The 21,305-nt window shown below is 74.4% G+C and carries 22 protein-coding genes and 1 tRNA gene; 8 read left to right on the top strand and 15 right to left on the bottom strand.

Annotation, left to right across the window (positions count from 1 at the left end):
- Positions 1-91: 91 nt before the first annotated feature.
- A complete protein-coding gene (locus ACIQGZ_RS02465; RefSeq protein WP_402598834.1) occupies positions 92-2,188 on the bottom strand; it encodes a PIG-L family deacetylase in 2,097 nt (698 codons plus the stop codon).
- A 175-nt stretch (positions 2,189-2,363) separates the two neighbouring features.
- On the opposite strand from ACIQGZ_RS02465, the gene ACIQGZ_RS02460 reads away from it, so the two are divergent.
- Complete coding sequence (locus ACIQGZ_RS02460; RefSeq protein WP_402598833.1) at positions 2,364-3,137, top strand: rhomboid family intramembrane serine protease; 774 nt, start codon at positions 2,364-2,366, stop codon at positions 3,135-3,137.
- 28 nt (positions 3,138-3,165) lie between these two features.
- Here the strand turns inward: ACIQGZ_RS02460 and dnaN are convergent, their stop codons facing one another.
- Positions 3,166-4,293: a DNA polymerase III subunit beta gene (dnaN, locus tag ACIQGZ_RS02455; RefSeq protein ID WP_402598832.1), complete on the bottom strand. Its 1,128-nt coding sequence runs from the start codon at positions 4,291-4,293 to the stop codon at positions 3,166-3,168.
- Positions 4,294-4,493: 200 nt separating this feature from the next.
- Between dnaN and ACIQGZ_RS02450 the strand changes: the two genes are divergently transcribed.
- The 3 genes from ACIQGZ_RS02450 (at position 4,494) to ACIQGZ_RS02440 (ending at position 7,013) form a co-directional block, all read left to right on the top strand.
- Positions 4,494-5,681 carry a hypothetical protein gene (locus ACIQGZ_RS02450; RefSeq protein ID WP_402598831.1) on the top strand — a complete coding sequence of 396 codons (1,188 nt, stop codon included), beginning with the start codon at positions 4,494-4,496 and terminating at the stop codon, positions 5,679-5,681.
- A 218-nt stretch (positions 5,682-5,899) separates the two neighbouring features.
- Positions 5,900-6,196, top strand: coding sequence for a type II toxin-antitoxin system VapB family antitoxin (locus tag ACIQGZ_RS02445; protein WP_402598830.1), 297 nt, complete (start codon positions 5,900-5,902; stop codon positions 6,194-6,196).
- A gap of 202 nt (positions 6,197-6,398) precedes the next feature.
- Positions 6,399-7,013, top strand: a complete 615-nt coding sequence (locus ACIQGZ_RS02440) for a LytR C-terminal domain-containing protein (protein WP_402598828.1) — start codon at positions 6,399-6,401, stop codon at positions 7,011-7,013.
- Positions 7,014-7,086: 73 nt separating this feature from the next.
- Here ACIQGZ_RS02440 and upp read toward each other — a convergent pair whose 3' ends face one another.
- On the bottom strand, positions 7,087-7,722 hold the full coding sequence (upp, locus tag ACIQGZ_RS02435; RefSeq protein WP_402598827.1) for a uracil phosphoribosyltransferase: 636 nt from the start codon (positions 7,720-7,722) through the stop codon (positions 7,087-7,089).
- A gap of 238 nt (positions 7,723-7,960) precedes the next feature.
- Here upp and ACIQGZ_RS02430 point away from each other — a divergent pair, with 238 nt between their 5' ends.
- The 4 genes from ACIQGZ_RS02430 to ACIQGZ_RS02415 all read left to right on the top strand — a co-directional run bounded on the left by ACIQGZ_RS02430 (position 7,961) and on the right by ACIQGZ_RS02415 (position 9,865).
- Positions 7,961-8,263 carry a hypothetical protein gene (locus ACIQGZ_RS02430; RefSeq protein WP_402598826.1) on the top strand — a complete coding sequence of 101 codons (303 nt, stop codon included), beginning with the start codon at positions 7,961-7,963 and terminating at the stop codon, positions 8,261-8,263.
- A gap of 321 nt (positions 8,264-8,584) precedes the next feature.
- Complete coding sequence (locus ACIQGZ_RS02425) at positions 8,585-9,157, top strand: hypothetical protein (protein ID WP_402598825.1); 573 nt, start codon at positions 8,585-8,587, stop codon at positions 9,155-9,157.
- Between the two features lie 61 nt (positions 9,158-9,218).
- A complete protein-coding gene (gene tadA, locus ACIQGZ_RS02420; protein WP_402598824.1) occupies positions 9,219-9,725 on the top strand; it encodes a tRNA adenosine(34) deaminase TadA in 507 nt (168 codons plus the stop codon).
- A 50-nt stretch (positions 9,726-9,775) separates the two neighbouring features.
- Positions 9,776-9,865 (top strand) — tRNA-Ser (locus tag ACIQGZ_RS02415).
- Positions 9,866-9,938: 73 nt separating this feature from the next.
- Here the strand turns inward: ACIQGZ_RS02415 and ACIQGZ_RS02410 are convergent.
- From ACIQGZ_RS02410 to ACIQGZ_RS02355, 12 genes are all read right to left on the bottom strand, one after another.
- Positions 9,939-11,204, bottom strand: a complete 1,266-nt coding sequence (locus ACIQGZ_RS02410) for a tyrosine-type recombinase/integrase (protein ID WP_402598822.1) — start codon at positions 11,202-11,204, stop codon at positions 9,939-9,941.
- Between the two features lie 14 nt (positions 11,205-11,218).
- Complete coding sequence (locus ACIQGZ_RS02405; RefSeq protein ID WP_402598820.1) at positions 11,219-11,449, bottom strand: helix-turn-helix domain-containing protein; 231 nt, start codon at positions 11,447-11,449, stop codon at positions 11,219-11,221.
- A gap of 126 nt (positions 11,450-11,575) precedes the next feature.
- Positions 11,576-12,859, bottom strand: coding sequence for a DUF3631 domain-containing protein (locus ACIQGZ_RS02400; protein WP_402598819.1), 1,284 nt, complete (start codon positions 12,857-12,859; stop codon positions 11,576-11,578).
- The gene (locus ACIQGZ_RS02395) at positions 12,856-13,764 is read right to left on the bottom strand and encodes a bifunctional DNA primase/polymerase (protein ID WP_402598817.1); all 909 of its coding nucleotides are present in this window, start codon (positions 13,762-13,764) and stop codon (positions 12,856-12,858) included. The genes ACIQGZ_RS02400 and ACIQGZ_RS02395 overlap by 4 nt, the downstream gene beginning before the upstream one ends.
- A gap of 73 nt (positions 13,765-13,837) precedes the next feature.
- Positions 13,838-14,182, bottom strand: coding sequence for a hypothetical protein (locus ACIQGZ_RS02390; RefSeq protein ID WP_402598815.1), 345 nt, complete (start codon positions 14,180-14,182; stop codon positions 13,838-13,840).
- The gene (locus ACIQGZ_RS02385; protein WP_402598813.1) at positions 14,179-15,039 is read right to left on the bottom strand and encodes a phosphoadenosine phosphosulfate reductase; all 861 of its coding nucleotides are present in this window, start codon (positions 15,037-15,039) and stop codon (positions 14,179-14,181) included. The genes ACIQGZ_RS02390 and ACIQGZ_RS02385 overlap by 4 nt, the downstream gene beginning before the upstream one ends.
- Positions 15,036-15,692, bottom strand: a complete 657-nt coding sequence (locus ACIQGZ_RS02380) for a DNA methylase (RefSeq protein WP_402599948.1) — start codon at positions 15,690-15,692, stop codon at positions 15,036-15,038. Before ACIQGZ_RS02380 ends, ACIQGZ_RS02385 begins: the two co-directional genes overlap by 4 nt.
- A 107-nt stretch (positions 15,693-15,799) precedes the next feature.
- Positions 15,800-16,381: a hypothetical protein gene (locus ACIQGZ_RS02375; RefSeq protein WP_402598812.1), complete on the bottom strand. Its 582-nt coding sequence runs from the start codon at positions 16,379-16,381 to the stop codon at positions 15,800-15,802.
- A gap of 109 nt (positions 16,382-16,490) precedes the next feature.
- Complete coding sequence (locus ACIQGZ_RS02370; protein ID WP_402598811.1) at positions 16,491-16,691, bottom strand: hypothetical protein; 201 nt, start codon at positions 16,689-16,691, stop codon at positions 16,491-16,493.
- 36 nt (positions 16,692-16,727) lie between these two features.
- On the bottom strand, positions 16,728-17,276 hold the full coding sequence (locus tag ACIQGZ_RS02365) for a hypothetical protein (RefSeq protein ID WP_402598810.1): 549 nt from the start codon (positions 17,274-17,276) through the stop codon (positions 16,728-16,730).
- A gap of 200 nt (positions 17,277-17,476) precedes the next feature.
- Complete coding sequence (locus tag ACIQGZ_RS02360; protein ID WP_402598809.1) at positions 17,477-19,684, bottom strand: hypothetical protein; 2,208 nt, start codon at positions 19,682-19,684, stop codon at positions 17,477-17,479.
- A 93-nt stretch (positions 19,685-19,777) separates the two neighbouring features.
- Positions 19,778-21,292, bottom strand: coding sequence for a hypothetical protein (locus ACIQGZ_RS02355; RefSeq protein WP_402598807.1), 1,515 nt, complete (start codon positions 21,290-21,292; stop codon positions 19,778-19,780).
- Positions 21,293-21,305: the final 13 nt, after the last annotated feature.

The raw sequence follows: 21,305 nt of genomic DNA, 5'->3' as shown, positions 1-21,305 counted from the left end.
CAACCCCCACCCCCACCACCCCAGGGGCGCGAGGAACTGCGCGCCCAACCCACCCCCACCCGCACCCCCGAACCAAACAGCCCCCCACCCCTCACCCCTCCACCTCCCGCCACCCCCCAAACCCCTCCCCGCCCCCACCGCCACCCCCCTCCCACGAGACCCGCAACCGCCCGTCCAGCCCAAACCCGACCAGCGCGCACCGCCCACCCGGACCCGCCACCACCGCCGGATGCGCCCCCAGCACCCCACCCAGCGACTCCCACCCCGCAGCCCCGCCCCCGGCCCGCAACCGCGCCGCCCCCATGCCACCCCCGGCGTTCCGCATGGCCAGCACCAGCCCGGCCCGCCCCGAGGCCAACGCCACCGGACCGTGCCCGACCCCCGCCAGCCGAGGGTCCTCCAGCCGTCCCCGCCCACCGCTCCAGGCGTACACGGCCGGCCGAGCCGTCAACGGCAGCCGATAGGCGACCCGTACGACCCCGTCCGGCCCCACCGCGGCGGCCGGCGGCGTCCCCGGTGCCGGCAGCCCCGTACGACCCGACGCCAGCACCGGCCCGCCCACCGCCCGCTGGGCCCAGTGGTGCAACCCCTGGTGCCCCGCCGCGAACAGCTCCAGCAGCCCGCCCGGCCCCACGGCGGCCGCCAGCCCCTCCTGGACCTCGCCGCCCCCCAGATCGGTCCAGCCGCCCCAACTGCCGCCGGGCGACCGCACCCTGCTGCTCAGCCCCTTCCCCGCGTTGCGTACGAACAGGTGCACCCGCCCGTCCGGCGTACCCACCAGGGTGGGCGAACCGGTGCGCCGCCCCCGGTCGGGCTCCGGCAGCGGGTTGCCCAGGCTGCGCCAACCCCGGAACGCCCCGCCCGGCGCGTCCTGCTCCAGCAGCACCGTCTCCCGGATGTCGCCCGCCGTGTCGGCGGCGAGCCCGGTGAAGCGCTCGGCGCAGACCAGCCAGCGGCCGTCCGGCTGCCGGAGGGCGCTGACCGCCGGGGCCAGCGGCCCACCGCCGAGGTCCAACGCGGGCGGGAACCGGCCGCTGCCGGGGGCGTCCTCGCGCCACATCGCCAGCCGGGCGCCGCGCACCGCGAAGACGGTGAGGCGGCCCTGGCCGTCGTACCCGGCCCACGGCTGCGGGCCCACCCAGCGGTAGTTGGTGCTCCACGGCCATCTGCGCTGGTCGGAGCCGTTGTGGCCCACCTCGTAGTCACCGCAGCCCGAGGGGTCGCCGCACTGCCACGACGGGTCGCCGCCGTAGGCGTTCAGCCAGTCCCGCTTGGCGGCGCGGGCCTGCGGGGAGAGGCCGGCCGGCCAGCGGTGGTTGTAGTAGCCCCGGTACGCCGTGGCCAGGGCACCCGCCGGGCCCCAGCGGGCCAGGGCGGTCCAGGCGAACAGCCCGGCGGCGGTGTGGTCGGCGTGGTCGGAGAAGCCGGGCTGCTCCGAGTCGCGGGCGTGGGCGGCGTCGTGGACCTGCTCGTCGGGGTCGGGGTCCATGGTGCGGACGACGGTCGGCCGGTAGTGCTCGTACAACTGGACCAGGGCGTCGATCAGCCGCTCGCGGGTGTACGGCTGGCGGGACCGGGTGGCGGCCGGTGCGCCGGTGGCGGGCCGGGTCAGGATGACGGTGCCCGGCCGGTGCCACAGGTCCCGCAGGGTGGTGCTGTGCGGGGTCATCGGGTCGGAGTACATGGCCAGGTTGAGGAAGACCAGGGCCACCCCGGGCCGGGCCGCCAGCTCGTCCACCTCGGCACGGGCACCGTTGGGCAGGGTCAGCACCGAGCGCCGCCATGGGTCGAACGCGCGGCCGGTGGCCATCAGGGCGTACGCCTGGCGTAGCCCCTGGTGCCGGGCGGCGGAGTACGCCTGCTGGTCGCGGCGCGGCCGCGGGCCGCCGGGCACCCGGTTGGCGCCGGAGGAGTCGCCCGCCGTGATGAAGACCGTGACGACCTGGGCTCCCTCCGCGATCGACTGCGCGATGTCGGGGTTCATGAAGTACAGGTCGTCGTCGGGGTGGGCGACCACCTGGAGCGTGGTGGCGCCGGTGGTCGGCGGGCGGGCGAGCCGGGGCCCGGACGGCGCGGGGCCGGCCAGCCGCGCGGCGCCGCCCGCGACCGTGGGCACGGCGAGTACGCCGAACGCCCACAGCACTGCGCGGCGCGGGATGACAGGGCCCTGCCGGTCCGGTGCGGTCACCCGATCACCTCCTCTCTCTTCATGAAGCCAGACCACCCTGATGATCGCGAGACGGCACGGGCCGCCCCGGCCCGCGACCGCCCGTCGACCGGCCGGGCGGCGGCCCGTACCCTCGAAACCGACGGTGCTGCCGCAGGTGCGGCGGCGCGGGGGACGAGGGGCGGAGGAGCAGCGGATGGACGGCTCGCCGGGCAGTGGGGGCGGTGGCGGCGGCAGCAGTGCCGAGCTGATGGTCGCGGAGGCGAGGCGCGCGTTCTTCGTGATGTTCGCCTTTCTGGCGGTGGTCTGGGCGGTGCAGTTGGTCAACTGGCTGGACGGCTACCGGTTGGACTCCGAATTCGGGATCGTGGCGCACGACCCGGGGCGGCTGGGCGACCTCTTCACCGCGCCGCTGCTGCATGCGAACTGGGCGCACCTGGAGGGCAACTCCGGCCCGCTGTTCATCTTCGGCTTCCTGGCGGCGTACCGGGGGGTGAAGCGGTTCCTGGGGTTGACGCTGCTGATCGCGCTGACCAGCGGCGGCGCCGTCTGGTTTTTCGAGCACGGCGAGGTGGTGACGGTCGGGGCCAGCGGGCTGATCTTCGGCTACTTCGGCTATGTGGTGCTGCGCGGGATCTTCGACCGGCATCTGATCGACACGCTGGTGGGCGTCGTGATGGCCGCCTCCTTCGCGTACCTGCTGCTGGTGGCCGTACCGGGTACGCCCGGCGTGAGCTGGCTCGGCCATCTCGGCGGGCTGGTCGGCGGTCTGGTGGGCGCCTGGGTCTTCCGCGACCGCTCCCGAGCGGCGGCCCGGTCCGCGACCGCCCGGCCCGCGACCGCCGCCACTGCGGCCACCCGCACCCCGGCGTCCGCCCCCGTCCCCGCCCCCGGCCGACCCGCGCCGCCCGGCAGCGGCAACCCGCGCGCCGACCTCCACAAGGAACTGGACGACCTCGGCCTCCTCTGAGACGGCGGCCTCCCTCTCCACCGCGCCCTCAGCCGGGACTCTTCACCGCCACCAGCAGATGCCGATGCCCCTGGTCGGCCACCCCCGCCGGCCCGCCGTCCACCGCCCGGCGCCCGGTGAGCAGCGCCCGCTGCCCGGGGCCGAGCATCGCGAACTCGACGTACGGCGTGTCCAGCGCACCCAGGGCATCGGCCAGATACGCGGGGTTGAAGGCGACCGCCGTGTCCGCACCGGCCAGCGCGGCGGGCAGCCGCTGCGAGGCGGTGTCGTCGTCCCCGACCCCGGCCTCCAGCAGCACCGCCCCGGCGGCGAAGGCCAGCCGTACCGGGGTGTGCCGCTCCGCCACCACCGCCACCCGCTTGACCGCCTCGCTCAGCGGCCGCCGCTCGACCACCGCCACCTTCGGCTGCTCCAGTGCGAAGAGCCTGTCGTGCCGGGGCAGCACGCCGTCGAGCAGCCGCAGGGTGGTGGACATCGCCGCCCCTTCGAGCCCCAGCGCGCCGTCACCGAGCGCCACCCGGACGGTGTCCGCGCCGGCCAGCGCTCGCGCCGCCTCCAGCAGCCGCCGCGCCGAGACGACCACCTCGGCGGCGGGCTGCGGCGCGACCGGCCGCCAGCCGAGGGTGCTGACCGCGAACCGGTACCGGTCGGTGGCGGCCAGCTCCAGGGTGTCGCCGTCCAGCGCCAGCCGGATGCCGGTGAGCACCGGCAGGGTGTCGTCCCGCCCGGCCGCCACCGCGACCCGGGCCACCGCCGCCGCGAACTCCGCCGCGTCCAGCGTGCCCCGGACCTCCGGCATGGCGGGCAGCGCCGGGTAGTCCTCCAGCGGCAGCGCGGCCAGGCCGAAGCGGGTGCCGCCGCCGGACACCGTCAGCCGGGCCGCGTCCAGCACGCACTCCACCGGGCCGTCCGGCAGCACCCGGCAGACGTCCAGCAGCCGACGCCCCATCACCAGCACCCGCCCGGCCCGGTCGGTCCCGGCCTCGGCCGACACCCGGGCGGAGACCTCGTGGTCGTACCCGGAGACGCACAGCCGGTCGCCGCCCGCCTCCAGCAGCAGCCCGCCGAGGACGGGCAGCGGCGATCTGGCGGGCAGCGCGCGGGCCGCCCAGGCGACCGCGTCCGCCAGTGCGCCGCGCTCGATGCGAAACCTCATGGCCGTACCCCTCCCACCGTCCGGTGTGGTCCCTCCGGACGCTAGCGGCGACCACTGACAACCGGGCCGCCACCGACCCCGACCCCCGCCCCCTCACCCCCGGCGACCGCCCCCGGCCGACCGCTAAGGTATAGACCAATCCGTCGGCAGTAGCCCTCACGGGCACCGCCGCCCGCCCGCCTCACCGCCGGAGCCGCACCGTGGAGTCGTCCGTTCTCGCGTTCGCCACCGACCTGCTGGACGAGGGGCCGGACGACTTCTTCGGCAACCTGGCCGACCGGGCCGGCGTCGGCGGGGTGACCCTGGCGTCCGTCTACCACGAGGCGCGTGACGTCTTCCCGCACAACCCCCGCCGGGTCGTGCGCTACCTGGAGCCCGGCGCCGCCTACTTCCGCCCCGACCCCGCCGCCTGGCGCGGCCGCCGACTGGCCCCGGTACCGTCCACCGCCATCGGGGACCGCGACCCGTTCGCGGAGGCGGCCGAACAGGCGCGGCGGCGCGGGCTGCGGCTGCACGCCTGGACGGTCTTCCTGCACAACGACCGGCTCGGCTTCCGGCACCCCGACTGCGCCCCCGCCAACGCCTTCGGCGACCGCCACCTCACCGAGCTGTGCCCGGCCCACCCCGAGGTGCGCGAGTACGTCCGCACGCTGGTCGCGGACCTGGGCCGCTATGGCGTGGACGCCGTCCGCGCCGAGTCGCTGCACTTCCACGGGCTGCGGCACGGCTACCACCACGAGCGCTACTTCGAGCAGCTGGGCCCGGTCGCGGAGACGCTGCTCGGCATCTGCTTCTGCGACCACTGCCGGGCGGCGGCCGACCGCGCGGGCGTGCCCGCCGACGAGGTCCGGGACGCGGTACGGGCCGAGATCCGCCGCCGGCTGGCGGACGAGGACGCCGCCGCCGAGCCCGGCGACCCGGCCGGCCCCGATGGTCCGGCCGGGGGTGCGCTGGCCGGCGGTGCGCTGGCCGGCTATCTGGACGCGTCGGCGGCCACCGTCACCTCGCTGGCCGCCGAGGCGGCCGAGGTCGCGGCGGAGCACGGCATGCGGCTGACCTTCATGTCGGGCGCCCCGGGCGGCGGCCGGTTCGCCGGGGTCGACCTGCCCATGCTGGCCGGGGCGGTGCACCAGGTGGAGACGCTGGGCTACGCCCGCTCCCCGGAGGCGGTGCGGGAGAAGGTCACCGCGTTCGCCCGGTACGGGGTGCGGCCGCAGGACATGGCGGTGATCCTGCGTCCGATGGCGGAGGACTGCGACGGCCCGGCCAACCTGGCGGCCAAGGTGGCGGCGCTGCGCGCGCTGGGCGTACCGGAGGTCGAGTTCTACCACTACGGCCTGATGCGGCTCTCCTCGCTGGACCGGATCGGCGCCGCACTGCGCGGCTGACCGCCCACCCGCCCGACCGCCGTACTGGAGGTGGCCGAGCTGGCGCGGCAACAGCTGCAATCGCCTGCAAACCACCCCATAAGGCACAGCCGCCCGACCGGCCGTCTTCGCGCGTCACTACGGGAGCCGAGGACATCACCGCAGGTGGGAGCGGACCGGCCGGTCGAGGTGGGGAGTCCTTGCTGCGCCGCCGCCCGCCGGACCGGTAGGCTCTCCGTGTGATCTTCAAGCGCATCGGCAACGGGCGGCCGTACCCGGATCACGGCCGGACCAGCACCCGCCAGTGGGCGGACGTCGCCCCACGCCCGGTGCGGCTGGACCAGCTGGTGACCACCAAGGGGCAGCTCGACCTGGAGACCCTGCTCGCGGAGGACTCCACCTTCTACGGCGACCTCTTCGCCCATGTGGTGAAGTGGCGCGGTGACCTCTACCTGGAGGACGGCCTGCACCGGGCGGTGCGCGCGGCCCTGCAGCAACGTCAGGTACTGCACGCGCGTGTCCTTGAGCTGGAGTGACCTCGTCCCCGGTCACACCCTCTATGCTCCGTTGTACATCCTTTCGGGTGCCCCGATACTCCAGGGGATGATCATTTAGTACGCTCGCGCACGGTCGGCACTATGTTGTTGACCACGGCTTCTGCGATGCCCGCGGCCGTATCGACCAGCCTGTCCCGGCGCGAGGGGGCGACACACGGTGAGCATGTTGACTCCCCCCGGCATGAAGGGGAAGCAGTACCGGGTCACCGGCAACAGCTACCCCCGGCTGGTCCCCCCCAACAAGCGCCGCCGCCGGATCGTCGCCCTGGTGGTGTCGATGCTGGTGCTGGGCACGGCCGGCTTCGGGGCGGTCCAGCTCACCGACGTCTTCGGCGGCAAGGGCGGCAAGCTCGCCGCCGGCTGCGCCTCCCCGTCCCCCACCGTCCGGGCCGCCGGGGACGGCGTCGCCCCGACGGCGGGCGCCGTGCCCAAGCCGCAGGCGGTCACGGTGAACGTCTACAACGCCACCGTGCGGTCCGGTCTGGCCGGCCGCACCGCCGACGAGCTGAAGAAGCGCGGCTTCAAGATCGGCAAGGTGGGGAACGCCACCGCCGCGCTGGACAAGAAGGTCAAGGAGTCCGCCCGGCTGATCGGCGGCCCGGCCGGCAGCAAGGCGCTGGTGCTGCTCGGCAGCCATGTCGCGGGCGCCAAGACCACGCCCGACACCCGCAAGGGCGGCACGGTCGACCTGGTGATCGGAGACGGCTTCACCGCGCTGCGCACCCCGGCCCAGGCCGAGCAGGCGCTCACCATCGCGACCAAGCCGTCCCCCAAGCCGTCCGCCGCGCACTGCTGACCCGCCCCCGCCCGCCACACGCAGCGGCCGGCGCACCCGGGGAAGGGTGCGCCGGCCGGCGGATGTCCGATGGTCAGCCCGCGGTGCCGTACAGGCGGTCGCCCGCGTCACCGAGGCCCGGCACGATGTAGCCCTGCTCGTTGAGGTGGTCGTCCACGGCGGCGGTCACCACCGTCACCGGCAGCCCGGCCAGCTCCTTCTCCATCACCGCCACCCCCTCGGGCGCGGCCAGCAGGCAGATGGCGGTCACATCGTCGGCGCCGCGCTCGATCAGCATCCGGATCGCGGCGACCAGGGTGCCGCCGGTCGCCAGCATCGGGTCCAGCACGTAGACCTGGCGGCCGGACAGGTCGTCCGGCATCCGGGTGGCGTACGCGGACGCCTGGAGCGTCTCCTCGTTGCGGACCATGCCCAGGAAGCCCACCTCGGCGGTCGGCAGCAGCCGGGTCATCCCGTCCAGCATGCCGAGCCCGGCCCGCAGGATCGGCACCACCAGCGGGCGCGGGTAGCTGAGCCGGGTGCCGATGGTGACGGCGACCGGGGTGGTGATCTCCACCTCGTCGGTGCGGACGTCCCGGGTTGCCTCGTACGCGAGGAGGGTGACCAGCTCGTCCGTGAGACGACGGAAGGTGGGCGAGTCGGTGCGCTCGTCGCGCAGCGTGGAGAGCTTGTGGGCGACCAGCGGGTGGTCGAGGACGTGGATCCGCATACTGAGACAGTAACCGAGCCCGGACACCCGTACGACTCCCCGGTCCCGGCGCCGGCCGCCGCAGTGGCGGCATCAACACCGCCGGACGGGGAAAGGCTGATCGTATGAACGGGGCGGGGGCGCGGTCGGAACCCCGCCGCGCCCCCGTACCGGGCAGAGACGGCAGGCGGGGCAGTCGGAACGCCTGGGGCACCCGGAGTACAGCGGGCGGCAGCGCGCGCGGATCGCAGGGGATCGCATGGCTGAGCAGAGCCGGTCCGGACGGGACCGCGTCCGGCGGCGTCACAGCGGTACCGCCGCCGAAGCCGGGGGTCCGGCCGAGGACGGGCGGATAGCCGAGCCCCCGGCAGGCGAGGAGGCCCCGGCGGGCGGCGCCACGCCGGAGGACCGCGCCGAGTCCGACGCCGAGCGGCGCAGACGCCGGGCGGCCTTCCTGCACGAGCTGGCCGAGGCGCGCGAACTGCGGGCCCGGGTCCATCCGAGGCGTACCAAGGAGCGCCGAATGCGTGAAGCCGCACGGATGCGCACCTTCCGTTTCTGACCGCCGCCGGTGCCCGGAAGGGCGCCGTCGCCGGTCCCCGCCCGCCCCGTGGCCGCGCCACGCCGGGGCCGACCCGTGTGCTCTCCGACACGACCTGCGAAGACGCGCTGCGGAACACCCCCCGCAGCGGCAGGGTTTCTGTCACGATTCCGATTGGGGCGTCCGAGAGGCGGGCTCCCCTTGGAGCGGGGGCGCTCTCGCCGGTTCGCCACCGGGCCGAGGCCCTGCCGGACCGTTTCCCCACCTGTGGGGTACGGGCGGCGGGATCGGCAGCCACCGCCGCTCCGGCTCTCCAACAGCCGAGACCATGGGAGTGTCCTGGTGGCGTACTTCGCTGCAGTGCTCGCTCGCACCGAGGACGGGTGGAGCGTGAGCGAGACCGAGCTCGACGACGTCGAAACCCTCGCCGACCTGGCCGACCTGGCGCGGGGCGCGACCGACGACGACGAGACGGTACTGGTCTTCATCGAGCAGGAGGACGCGTGGTTCGCCGTCATCCGGGTGGATGGCGAGGAGGACCCGCGCATCTTCGTGTCGGACGCCGCCGCGGCGGCCCGCAGCGCCTACGGGGAGATCGTGCTCACCGATGAACTGGTGGGCAGATCCCTGGGCGACGAGCTCGACGACCTCGACAGCCTGGTGGCCGAGCTGGACGACGAGGACGCGTCCGACTCGGACTCCGACGAGGACGACGAGGACGAGGACGAGGGCCCGGTCGTCGGCCCCGACGGCGTCCCGGCCGGTCCGCTGGGCGACACCGAGGTGCTGGCCGAGTTCGGTGTGTCGGCCCGGGAGCTGCTGGCCATGAGCGGCGAGGGGGCGGTGCCGGGCGACGCCCTGGCGGAGATCGCCGACTCGCTGGGCTGCGGCGAGGTGCTGGAGGCGGTGCGGTAGCCGGTCCCGGGCCTCCCGGGCGACCGGGCGGCCCGGCCCGCCGGTGCCCGACACTGGTGGTATGCAGACCGTGCCCTCCGCCGCTCCCGTACGCCCCGACCCGGTACGCGACCGGTGGGCCGCCCCCATGCGGCTCGCCCTCGCCGAGGCCGCCCTGGCCCCGCTCACCGGCGATGTGCCGGTGGGCGCCGTCGTGCTGGGCCCGGACGGCACCGTACTGGGCCGTGGCCACAACGAACGCGAGGCCGTGGGCGACCCCACCGCCCACGCCGAGGTGCTGGCCATCCGGGAGGCGGCCCGCGCCGTCGGCGAATGGCGGCTGACCGACTGCACCCTGGTCGTCACCCTGGAACCCTGCACCATGTGCGCGGGCGCCATCGTCCTCTCCCGGCTGGCCCGGGTCGTCTACGGCGCCGTCGACGAGAAGGCCGGCGCCGCCGGCTCCCTCTGGGACGTCATCCGCGACCGCCGCCTCAACCACCGCCCCGAAGTCCTCTGGGGCGTCCTCGCCACCGACTGCGGCGCCGCCCTCACCGCCTTCTTCGACACCCACCGCCCCCGCCCCTGACGCCCCCGACGATTTCCACGCCGCCCCGCCCTTCCGGTAGAGTCTCCCCCGGTAGCGTGTCCGAGCGGCCAAAGGAGCACGCCTCGAAAGCGTGTGTGGGGGCAACTCCACCGTGGGTTCGAATCCCACCGCTACCGCCACTGAGCAGCACCAACGAAGGGCCCCGACCATCACCGGTCGGGGCCCTTCGTCGCTCCGGTCTCAGTTCTGGTCTCAGTTGGCCTTGTCAGCCCCCTCCCCCGGGCCGTCCAGCTTCCCGTCTGCGGAGTCCTGGGCGACCGCCCAGATGAGCCCGCCGATCTGCTTCGCAACGTCCCGGCGGATTCGGGCTGTCACGTGCTGGTACCGCCTTGCCATGGCGGTGCTCGACCAGCCCATGATCTCCATCACGATCCGCTCCGGTACGCCGAGCAGCAGCAGGATGGTCCCGGCCGTGTGCCGAGCGTCGTGGAGTCGTCCGTCACGGATGCCGGCGGCCTTGAGCAACTGCTTCCACCGGTCCCAGTCCGTTCGGGGGATGAGCGGCTGGCCCGTCTCCGAAGCGAAGACCCAGCCCCCTTCCACCCAGATCTGCCGGGCGGCCAGCCGCTCCCGGTCCTGTTCCTCCTTGTGCAGCAGGAGCAGCTTGACGAGCTGATCCGGCAAGCCGATCAGCCGCTTCCCCGCTCGCGACTTGGTGAGGGCAGCGTCCTCGTTGATGTGGACCCGCTGCGGACACCGGCCGGCGTGCTTCCGCCCGCATGGTTCCGTGCACCCATGCCGGTACTTCGGCCGCTGCCTGGCCTGGCGGACCAGTAGGGTGCCCTGCTCCAGGTCGATGTCCCGCCACTGGAGTCCCAGCGCCTCACCCTGCCGGAGGCCGAGCGCCAGGGCGATGGCCCACCGGCCACTGTTCCGGCTCTTGCCCGCCTCCAACAGGAGTGCCTGCACCTCCTCAACCTCGTACGGCTCCACCTCCTCTTCCTCGACCCGGGGCGCGGTGGCCAGAGACGCGACGTTGCGGGTCAGGTGGCCGCGCCTCACCGCCTGGTTGAGCGCGGTACGGACGGTGCGGTGGGCCTGGTGGGCGGTGGCGGGCTTGCTGCCGTTGTCCTGCATCTTCCGGTACAGGCGCTCCAGATGCTCCGGCTCCAGCTTTTCCAACCGGTGAGCCCCCACACCGGGGACCAGGTGGACGTTCACCGCCACCCGATAGCCGGAGAGGGTGTTCGGCCGAACCGAAGGCGCCGCGATGTTCTCGACCCAGTGGGTGAGCCACGTCGCGACCGTCCACGACTTCCCGGCCTTGCGGACGTTCCCGGCGTCGCGCTGCCTCTCCAGCTCCCGGACCTTCTTGGTGACCACCGCCCGGGTCTTCCCCCGGACGTGTCGCCGGTCGGGGGTGCCGTCGTCCTTCACGCCCACGGTCACGCGGCCGTGCCAGTTTCCTTCCTTGTCCTGGTAGATGCTCGATGCGCCGTTCGGCTGACGGGTTGCCAAGTGGTCGTTTCTCCTCAGGCTGCCGTGTTGTGGGAGTGCTGCATGATCTGCTGGACGTACTCCGTCAGGGCCTCGGCAGGCACCCGGCGGAGACGGCCGATCGGGATGGTCTTCACGGCCCCGGTCCGGATCAGGGCGTACATCGTGGTGCGGCCGACGCGCAGTCGGCGGGCGGCCTCCTCGACGGTGAGGACGGGCAGGGTGGGATCGTCGGTGGGGCGGGTCTCGGGGACGGCGATGGTCACTGCGGCTTCTCCTCGCTGGGGTCGGGCCCTGTACTCCAGGTCCGCTACTTCCGCTACATCCGCTACACCGCAGGTCAGGGGCGTAGCGGATGTAGCGGATGGGGGCTGATGTAGCGGATAGGTCCGCTACACGGCGCGCAGGGCTGTAGCGGATGTAGCAGCACCGACGGGGGTCGTGAACGGCGGGTCCGCTACGGCGTCGGTGCTGGTCAGGTGGGGTTGAGCGGGGTGTGTAGCGGATGTAGCGGATTGCACGGGGGGCGGGGGGCAGTAGCGGGTCCAGGCGTCGCGCAAGTCGGTGGCGTAGTAGCCCTTGGCGACTTCGGTGCCGGTGCGGACGTTGCGGGCCTTGATGGGCTGGTTGTCGGCGGTTACGTACTCGCGCAGGCGCTTGGCCAGGCCCCGGGCGTCCAGCGGCTTGCCGTCGAGATCGGCCCAGGGGGATTCGTCCAGGGCCCACAGTCGGTTGAGGATGGCGGCGGTGGGCAGGGCGTCGGCGCCGCCGAATACCTGCCGCAGGTCGGTGAGCAGTCGGATTCCGGCTGAGCCCTTGTCGTTGGCCTTGGCGGCGGTGACGAGTTCGACGCAGGCGGCGCGGGCGCGGTCGGGCCAGTGGCCGCCGGCGGCGTCCGCGACGGCGAGCAGGGGTTCCCACACGTCGGCGGGGCGGTCGGTGATGCCGTCCGGCATGGCGGGGAACGCGCCCTCGATCCGCTCGCGGACGGTCTCGGCCCAGGCTGCGAGCCGGTCACGCAGCACGTGCCCTTCGGGCTCGTTGATGCGCTGGCGGAAGGGCTCCACCTTCTCGTTGGGGGCACGGCGGCGCATGCGGATGATGACCGAGCGGGTCATGATCGTGTCGGGCAGGTCACCGAGCCCGCCCATGGCGACGGCGGCGTAGGAGGGGAACGCCTGCACCTGCTGGTTGGAGCCGTCCCCCACGCACCGGTACGAGACCCCGGTGCGGCGGTGCCCTGCGTTGATCAGGCCCCGCAGCTCCTCATTGTCCTTGGCCGCCTTGGGGCCGAACACGGTGTCGATCTCGTCGAAGAGGATCGTCGGCCGGCCGCCCTGGAAGCCGGAGACGGCGCGGAAGATGGCGGCGGGGGTGGCGTTGACGGTCACCATCGGCCGGGGGGCGAGGGTCTCGCAGATCTCCAGCGCGCGGGTCTTGCCGCTGCCGGGTTCCGGGGAGAGGAACGCCACCCTCGGGGTGGACTCGAACGCGTCCAGCAGGTGGGTGTGCGCGTCCCACAGCACCACCGCCACGTACGCCGCCTGGGAGGGGAAGACGTTGAACCGGCGGTGGAACGCCTCCACCTCGTCCAGCAGCGCGGCGCCGTTCTCGGCATCCGGTCCGGGGGTGGGGGGATGGCTCTTAGGGCGGGGGGAGGGGGCGGGGGGGGTCATGCGGCGCGGCCCGGGTTGTGGGTGATGGACCAGTTCAGGGCGCTGGTGATGACGCTGGTGCAGTAGCCGGGCACCAGGCCGCACGCTTCCCCCGCCTCCCTAAGAGCCTCCTCGACCGTATGGCGGGGCAGGTCGCCGGAGGCCACCAGCCGCCCCAGGGCCCGTGCGGCGCGGAGCAGGGCGGCGTTGCGTCCGCCCTGCTGGGCGGTGGCGACGTTGGCGGTCTCGTTGCGGAGCGCGGCGGCGGCGTAGGCGGTCGCGTTCCTCGGCACGGCGGCAGCCGCCGGCGGCCCGGCGGGTCGCGGCACGGGCGCCAGCGCCGCCGTGAGCCATGCGGGGAGTGGGGCAGGGTCGGTGTCGTGGGTGAGGGTGTAGGTGCGGCCCGCGACGGTGCTGGCGGGGGCGACGACGTAGCCGCCGGCGGCGCGGGTGTCGATCAGCCGCCCGAGCCGTCCGGCCGTGTTGCCGAGCGCGGCCCCGGGCGGGGCGGTGAAGTACAGGTGCCATCCCCCGCCGGCGGTCCGCACGGTGCGGGTGGCGGGCAGGGGCTGCCCGGCGCGCTCGCAGAGCGCCTGAAAGTAGGTCATGCCGCAAGGCATGTCCGCACTGCCCTTGCTCTTGTCCTTGGGCGTGTCAAGGTCGATGACCAGCAGCCCGGCCGGGCCGGTGGCGACGCCGACGTTGTACGGGGCGTGCGCCCAGCACCGCTCGATGCGGGCGGGATCGGTGGTGGCGCGCTGCTCCCACTTGGTGTGGCCGGTGGCGCAGGAGCCGGTGCGGGGGCAGTGCGTTTCGCCGTGCAGGGCGGGGCGCTTGGCGCCGGGCAGCAGCGGCAGGACCGGCCAGCCGCGCTCGGCGCAGGCCAGCGCGGCGGCGGTCAGGGCAGGGTCGGGGAAAGCGCTCACGATGGGGTGCTCCCTTCTCGGGGAAGGCGGAGGCACCCCGGCCGCTGCGGGCCGGGGTGCCCCCGCGAGGAGTTCAGAACAGGGCGTCGGCGCTGGTGTCGGCCGCTTCGGCGGCACGAGCGGCGGTTTTGCGGGTGTGGTCGTGGCAGGTGGGGCACCACGCGGCCAGCTCCCCGGCGGGGAGGGCGGCGGCGCGGTGCGCCGGGAGGCCGAGCTGGGCGGGGTCGGCGGGCGCGGCCAGCAGCCGGACGGTGCCGCCGCCTCGGCGGTGGCTGTGGCCGTCGTGTTCGCGGTCGCACCGGCCACCGCCCCTCGTGTGGGGGTCGCCGCACTGGCCGGTGCACTGGCACCGGTGGCCGGCGGTGTGCATGACGGCCCGCCACGCGGGGGTGGCGGCCAGCGGCGGGCGAGGGGTCATGTCATGCACCACCCGGAGTCGCACAGCCCCTCCCCGCCGTCGTCTTCGAGGTCGAAGAGGGTGTCCACGCCGTCCGGGATCGCCTCCCGCAGGGGCTTGGCGAAGCGGGTCAGGAACACGTGGTCCTTGCCGAGCTGGTCGCGGCGCCGGTTCAGCAGCTCCTCAAGCTGGCACGACTTCTCGAACAGTTCGGGCTCGCTACGGCGCATCTCGTGCCAGGACTCCGCGCGTTTGAACGGGCAGAACCAGCAACTGCTCTTGGGCGGGACGGGCAGGCCCGCGTCGCGGATGATCCGGGTGCAGTCGGTGCGGCGGATGCCCAGGTCCAGCAGCGGGTAGGCGATCCGCTCGTGCGGCTCGCACCGCCGCCGGTTGGCCCGGTGGATCTCGTCCACCGAGATGCCGATCCCGACCGTGGCCGGGGCCTGGTCGGTGGCGCCGCGCCGCTTCAGCTCCCGGGCGATGACCTGGATCTTGTAGTCCGCCGTGCAGCTCCTGGTGCCCGGCGCCCCGTTGGACATCCGCACCGGGATCTTCAGCGACTTCGAGCCCTCACGGGTCAGCTCCCCGAGCAGGGTCCGCCTCTCGCCGGAGCGGACCATGACCCGGTCCAGCTCCACCAGCTCGATGCCATGCGCCTCGGCGTACGGGCGGGCGTACCGCTCGATGTACTCCAGCGTCGCGGGGTTCTCCGAGTCGAACCCGACGTTGGCGAACAGGAACAGCCGGAAGTCGATCCGGCCGGTCGCGGCCAGCACCAGCGCTGCGGTGGACTGCACCCCGCCGCCGAAGGAGAACGACCGCAGACCCCCCACACCGGCCGGGGCCGGGGCAGGCTCGGTGGGTGTGGTGGTCATGCCGCCACCTCCTCTTCCCGCACGGCCGTGCCGGCGGCGGTGGTCAGGTGGGTGGCGGCCCGGGTGCCGATCAGCTCGGTGTAGGCGGGTGGGATGGCTTCGGCGATCTCGCGGCGCACGTCGGTCCAGCCGATGCCCATCGCGGCCTGCCACTGGGCGACGGTGCCCTTGCCGCCACCTTCGCCGTACACGGCGACGTACGGTCCCTCGTACCACCGGCCGTGGCGCATCCCCGCGACCCTGCCCCGGTGCGGCCGGTGCACGGGCCGCACCATCGACCAGCCGCCCAGCTCGAAGTTGCGGTGCCGGATGACGGCCAGGTCGAACATCTCGCCGCACAGACACAGGTCCACCCGCATCCGCGCGGTGGCCCGGCCCGGCGGCTGCTCAATCACCCAAGGCCGCCCGGCGGCGCGCAGCGCGGCCCGGGTCGGCTCCAGCAGATCCGGATACCGGCCGCCCCGGGCGGCGTTCGTCCCGGCCGTCAGGGTGCAGTCGTGCTGGCACGGCGGGGAGGCGTGGACCAGGTCGAAACCGTGCCCGTGCCCGGCGATGAACGCGACCGCGTCACCCCGCACGAACGCGAACGGGTAGTTCGGCTGGTCGATGATGTCCACGCCCAACACCCGGAACCCCGCCAGGTGATAGCCCATCCCGGCACCGCCCGCACAGCAGTAGGCGTCCAGCACGGTGAGGCCGTTCCACGGCCGGGCCGGGAGCCACCCGGCCGCCGGACGCGCGGCGGCGAACAGAGCGGCGCTCACCGCGCCTCCCCGGCCAGGTCGTCCACCAGGTGGGCGTGGGCGTTGGCGTGCCGGACCAGCGCCTTGACGGCGTGCTTGGCCTGGCGGGTGAGGGCGGGGCCGGGGCGGTGCGCGGTCGGGACGGTCAGAACACTGTCGGGGACGGGGATCAGGAGGGTGGCGGTCAGCAGCAGGGCCGGGTGGCGGTGGGTGCCGGGTTCGGTCAGGCGCGGCCACGGGTTGCCGCTGCGGTCCCAGGGGTCGGTCTGCCAGTCGCCGGTGCTGCCGGTGGGGCGGTGGGCCAGGGCGTGGTGGCGCACGGGGACGTCGATGCGGAGCGCGAGTCCGTCGTCGGTGATGACCGGGGCCAGGCTGTGAAGGTCGGGGCGGATGCGGACGTAGCCGGGGGACATGACCGGGCTGGTGGCGATCCACCACACGGTGCGGGCGAACTCGACCGCGCCGAGCGGCCCGCCGTCGTGGAACTCGGCGGCGTGCAGGGCGAGGTAGGCGCCATAGCGGGAATCGCCGTCCGAGGACCGGTCACGGTCGTCGGCGTCGTCGATGAGGGCGAGCGTACCGAGGGTGAAGTGAGGCATGCTGGTGTCTCCGGTCTTGTGTGTACGGATCGGATTCGCCCCGCAGCAGCCGGACGCGCCCGGCAAGGTTGGCTGGCTGCTGCGGGGTTTCGTGTCGCCTGACTGGGCTTCAGTGGGCTCCGGGGTGGCGGCTGAAGGCGTTGACCACGGCGGTGAGGGCGGCGTTGACGGGTCCGGCCAGGCCGGTGGTGGCGAGGGTGAAGCCGGACAGCCACACGATCAGCGCGGCGGTGGCGCTGACGCGGCGGGTCCACACCAGCAGGGCGGATATCGCGGTGAGCAGGGACGCGGGGGAGACGGTGATGAGCACGGTGGTTCTCCTTCTGCGCTGCCGAGGGTGGTGTGGTCAGTGGTGGTGGATGGTGCCGTTGGAGCGGCCGAACATGCCGTGGGAGTGGATGTTCTGGGTGATGTGCGTCTGCGGCGCGGGGGGCTGCTCGCCGGGGCGGGGGGCGGCCGGGTCGGTGCGGTGTCCGTCCCGGTTCAGGGCCCCGCGCAGGAGTAGGACAGCGGTGGTGAGGGAGCCGGTGCCGATGGCGAGTGCGAGTGCGGCGGTCATGAGCCCTCCGGATGCGGTGGAGATCATCCCGGCGCCGTAGCCGATGCCGGTGGCGGCGGCGCCGATCCCGGTCCCGCCGGCCCCGGCGACCAGGGCGGCGCCCTTGGCCCGGCCGGAGACGCGGGTGTCCACGACGGCGGCTGGCGGTGCGGGAGCGGGCGGTGCGGGGGCGGGGTTGTGGTGGGTGAGGGCGAGGAGGAGCGCGACCTGTTCGGGGGTCAGGCCGGCCGGGAGGACGGTGCGGTCGGTGTCCTGCCGGGGCATCAGGTAGGCGGTGGCGGTGGGGTGCTGGTCGGTGCGGGCGAGGGTGGCGGGGTGGTCGCGGTAGGGGTCCACGGGTGTCCTCCCGGGCAGCGTGGGGCGGGCCGCGCGTGGTTACGGAGCGTGGCCGTACTGGGTAGTGGGTACCGGGTAGTGGGTACTGGGGAACCCGGGGGAAATGGCCCCGTGAGGGGCCCTGGGGGCCACCTGTGGGGCGGTACCGGGTAGTGGGGCGTTTTTCCCACTACCCGGTACTCGGTAGCTGTCAGTGCCGTTCAGGCGTGGTCGGGGTGGACGTAGACGGACTGCGGGCCGTTGTCGCGGTAGACCAGGAAGCCCCGTTCGACGGCGGCCTGGAGGGCGGCGCGGACAGTCTTGCGGTCGCGGCGGACCAGGTCCGCGACGGCGGAGACCTTCAGGCCCGCCGCGCCGGCGGATTCGATCGCGTCCAGCGCGTCCGGGAGCCAGTCCGGCCCGGCCGGCCCGGTCGGGGCGGTCGGGGCGGGCTCCTGCGGCCGGTCGGTGCGGGCCGGGGGTTCGTCGGTGGTGCCGTACACGATGTCGATCTGCTTCATGAGCCGGTCGGCAAGGGTGTCGGCGTCGTCCTGCCCCGGGTCGGTGGCGGCGGGGCGCTGGTAGGAGAGGTTCAGTCCCCCGGGGCGGGCGGGCCGCTGCGGGGTGGGGGCCGTGTTCGTGCTGCCGCCGGTGCTGTCGTCGCGGGTGGCGGCCGGGATGGCGGTCCAGAGCCATCCGGCGCGGTCCTCCTCCCAGCGGCGGGCGTAGTCCTCTCCCGCCGCGCGCGCGGAGACCTCGTCCAGCACGGGGCGGCGGCGGTCGGTGGCCAGGGAGACGGCGCGGACCATGGCGGGGGAGGTACGCCAGCCCTTGAACCCGGTGGGGGCGAAGCCGTCCGCTCCGGCGGCGCCGATGACGCCGGTTCCCTTGGCGGTGAGTTGCCGGGTGTCGACCTTGGCGCGGGGGAAGAGCTTGGCGAGGTTGTTGCCGCTGGACTCGCCGGAGGTGAGGGCGACCCCGACGGGGGAGAACTTGCGCACGGAGGTGTCGCCCAGGGCGGAGACGTTGCCGTCCACGGCGGTGAGGACCAGCCGGATGCCCATTGCGCGGGTGGTCCGCATGGACTTGCCGACCAGCTCTTTGAGCTGCTTCATGACCGGGTCGCGGAAGTCGGGGGTGGACAGCAGCTCCGCTCCCTCGTCCACCACGATCTGGATCTGCGGGAGAGCCGGGGAGACGGGAAGCAGGGTGGTGTCCTGCTCGTCCATCAGGCCCTGGTACTCGCGCTGCCGGGCGGCGTTCACGGCCAGCACCGCCTGGAACATCCGCAGGGCCTCGGCCGGGGTGGAGGCGATCCAGTCGACACCGGGGCGGGTGCCCGGCGGGGCCGGGGCGGCACCGGGCTTGGGGGCGATCCGGCCCTGTGCCTCCAGCCAGGGCCGCACCCAGGGGATGCCCGCTGCTCCGGCCTTGAGGTCGACCACCCAGGTGACGACATCGGTGCAGCGGGCGAACCCGGCCAGGACGACATCGATGAACGTGGACTTGCCCGATCCGGGCGGCCCGAGGATCAGCGCGCACGCCTCGCGCAGCAGGACTTCCACGACATCGGAGTTGGGGAGCAGTCCCCAGGGGATGCCGGTGAGGATGGACAGGGCGGTGTAGTCGTCGGGGTAGGGGTGGTCCTGGGCCATGATGTTCTTGGTGGCAATGTCGAGGACTACGCGGCCCTGCCGGTCGCCTTCTTCGACGTAGACGGTGCAGCCCAGCGGCAGGCGCGCGTCGGTGGCCAGGGCGCGGGCGGCGGCGGCGATGCGGTCCCAGGTGGCGCCGGAGCCGGGGAGTTCGGCGGCCAGGGAGAACCCGGCGCCGGTCTTCCAGAACTCGACCGCGAAAACGTGCACCTCCACGCCGGTCACACGCCGGACGCGGTCGGCCCATTCCCGGGCGACGGCTTCCCGCTGTCCGTCCAGGCGGCTGGACAGGGTCTTGGCCTCCGTGCTGATCCGCTCCTCCTCGGCGGCCTCTTCGTGGATGGTGGCGCCGGTGGCCATGGCGCCGATCCCGACGCCGAGGGTGGCCAGGGTTCCGGCGGCGGCCCAGGTCAGGGGGTCGGTGGCCATCGCCCAGGCGGTCCAGCCCCCGGCCAGCAGCCATGACGCGGCGCGGGTGACGGCGGTGCGGGCGGTGAGGCGGCGGCGGATGCTGTGCCCGACGCCGTGACCGATGGCTCCGGCGGTGCCGACGAGCATCGGCCAGCCGGGCGGCATGGAGGTGGCGGCGCCGAGCAGGGCGACCGCGCCGGCTCCGGTGGCGGCGGACAGGGCCCCGGTGATCGGGCCGTGCCCGGCCGTCCAGTCCAGCGACGGCAGGGCCGTGCCGGCCGACCGGCGGGTCTTCGGCCGGGCGGCGGTCTTGGAGGGCGGGATGTTGGTCAGGTTCAGGGGGCGGTGCGGCTGTGCGGCCATGCTGGCTCCCGGACAGGACAGGCGAAAGGGCGGGGAAGGGGCGGGCCGCCCCCGGAAAGGCCAGGGGCGGCCCACAGCGGTGCGTCGCGCGGGTTACTCGTCGTTGGCGGTGGTGTCCCACTTCTCCTCGCCGGCGCGGGGGTCCTCCAGCCGGGCGATGTCCGCCTCATGGACGGCGCGGAACGTCTTGACGACTTCCTCGGAGGCGGTGGCGGCCTGCATGAGGAGGTTGTAGACCTCGTTCAGGGCCTCCCCGACCAGCTTGTCGAGGGGGAATTCGCTGTCGGAGCGCTCAGCGATGACACCGAAGGTGTTGGCGATCGTGGTCAGGGCCTCGGGCATGGTCTCGAAGGCGGCGAGGACCTGCATCATGCCGTCGGGCTCGTAGGACAGGGCGGCGGCGTGCATCTCGGTGGCGGCGTCGGAGAAGTCGAAGCCGGACATGGGCTCTCCCTGGGGCTGGTGGGCGGTGTGGTTCTTCGGGGCGCGGGGCACGGTGTCCGCGACCCGCCCCGGCGCCTCGCCGGCGTCGCTGGCGTCGGCGTCGGTCTCGGCCTGGCACAGGTCGCCCCGTATGGCGGCGTCCCGTTCGGCCCGTGCCTGCCGGGCCTGGTCGACCAAGTGGCGGTAGAGGCGGCGGCCGGGGTGGACCATCCACGACCAGCCCATGCGACGGCCGATCAGGGTGGCAAGGACGCCGAGCAGTCCGACCGGGGCGGCCAGGGCTGCGGCCAGCAGTCGGCGGGCGTGGAACCGGGCGGCCGAGCGCAGCAGCGACGCGCGGGCCGCCCGGCGCGCCTTGAGCGTGCGCCGCAGCCGGCGCACCGCCGTGACCTTCTCGGCGGTGCGCCGGTCGCGGCCCGAACGGGCACGGTCGCGGGCCCGATCGGCGGCTCGACCCGCAGCACGGCGGGCCGCACGCAGCGGCGCGGCGGCAGCCTTGGCGGCAGGGCCGCGCCCGGCGTGCCGCAGGTCACGGACCTGCCGCCCGGCAGCACGCCGGGCGTCGGCGGCCTGCCGCCGGTCCGCGCTCGCCTGAAGCCGGCGGCCCTGCCGCGTCGGTGTCTCCTGCCGCGCCGCCTGCCGCAGCGCCCGCACCGTGTCCACCGCACCGGGACGGTGGGCAGGGCCTGCGGCGCCGCGCACCGCTGCCGGGCCCCCGTTCCTGACCGGGGGGCGGGTGCCCCGTCCGGCGGTGGCCGTGGGAGGGGTGGCGCTGGGGCGGCCCTGCCGGGGCACGCCCCGAGCCGCACTCTCCGGAAGGCGGGATGTGTGCGGCCCGCCGGAGACCCGTCCGTCCGCCGTGCGCCGGGTGGCGGAGGTGCGGGCGAGGGTCCGTGCCGCGCGGGCGGTCCGCGCGGCCAGGACAGCGGAGGCGGCGGCCCCCGCACCGGCCGCCAGCACGGCCACCGGACCGGTGGCCAGCGTCGCGGCCGACGCCAGTGCGACCACCGAGTTCGCGGTGGTCAGCGCCAGCGGCACAGCGGGAAGCCCGCCCGGGGTGTGCCCCCGAGCCGGGGTAGCTGCCGCACCTGCGGGTGCGGCGGCAGGGGGTTCGGTCGGGGGCGCCTGCGGGGTTGCGGCCCGCTCGGCGACGGTGTCTGTCATCGTGGTGACACCT

Source organism: Streptomyces sp. NPDC092296 (assembly GCF_044755465.1).
GTDB lineage: Bacteria > Actinomycetota > Actinomycetes > Streptomycetales > Streptomycetaceae > Peterkaempfera.
Note: the sequence above shows the minus strand (reverse complement) of the source record. Positions and strands in the feature narration are given on the sequence as shown.

What these genes read in the sequence shown, in the direction of transcription:
- dnaN (WP_402598832.1), bottom strand. Translation starts at nt 4,293, where the DNA reads ATGAGGTTTCGCATCGAGCGCGGCGCACTGGCGGACGCGGTCGCCTGG.
- ACIQGZ_RS02390 (WP_402598815.1), bottom strand. Translation starts at nt 14,182, where the DNA reads ATGACCCCTCGCCCGCCGCTGGCCGCCACCCCCGCGTGGCGGGCCGTC.
- ACIQGZ_RS02360 (WP_402598809.1), bottom strand. Translation starts at nt 19,684, where the DNA reads ATGGCCGCACAGCCGCACCGCCCCCTGAACCTGACCAACATCCCGCCC.
- ACIQGZ_RS02440 (WP_402598828.1), top strand. Translation starts at nt 6,399, where the DNA reads ATGAAGGGGAAGCAGTACCGGGTCACCGGCAACAGCTACCCCCGGCTG.
- ACIQGZ_RS02400 (WP_402598819.1), bottom strand. Translation starts at nt 12,859, where the DNA reads ATGACCCCCCCCGCCCCCTCCCCCCGCCCTAAGAGCCATCCCCCCACC.
- ACIQGZ_RS02380 (WP_402599948.1), bottom strand. Translation starts at nt 15,692, where the DNA reads ATGGGCTATCACCTGGCGGGGTTCCGGGTGTTGGGCGTGGACATCATC.
- ACIQGZ_RS02355 (WP_402598807.1), bottom strand. Translation starts at nt 21,292, where the DNA reads ATGACAGACACCGTCGCCGAGCGGGCCGCAACCCCGCAGGCGCCCCCG.
- ACIQGZ_RS02375 (WP_402598812.1), bottom strand. Translation starts at nt 16,381, where the DNA reads ATGCCTCACTTCACCCTCGGTACGCTCGCCCTCATCGACGACGCCGAC.
- ACIQGZ_RS02430 (WP_402598826.1), top strand. Translation starts at nt 7,961, where the DNA reads ATGGCTGAGCAGAGCCGGTCCGGACGGGACCGCGTCCGGCGGCGTCAC.
- ACIQGZ_RS02385 (WP_402598813.1), bottom strand. Translation starts at nt 15,039, where the DNA reads ATGACCACCACACCCACCGAGCCTGCCCCGGCCCCGGCCGGTGTGGGG.
- upp (WP_402598827.1), bottom strand. Translation starts at nt 7,722, where the DNA reads ATGCGGATCCACGTCCTCGACCACCCGCTGGTCGCCCACAAGCTCTCC.
- ACIQGZ_RS02460 (WP_402598833.1), top strand. Translation starts at nt 2,364, where the DNA reads ATGGACGGCTCGCCGGGCAGTGGGGGCGGTGGCGGCGGCAGCAGTGCC.
- tadA (WP_402598824.1), top strand. Translation starts at nt 9,219, where the DNA reads ATGCAGACCGTGCCCTCCGCCGCTCCCGTACGCCCCGACCCGGTACGC.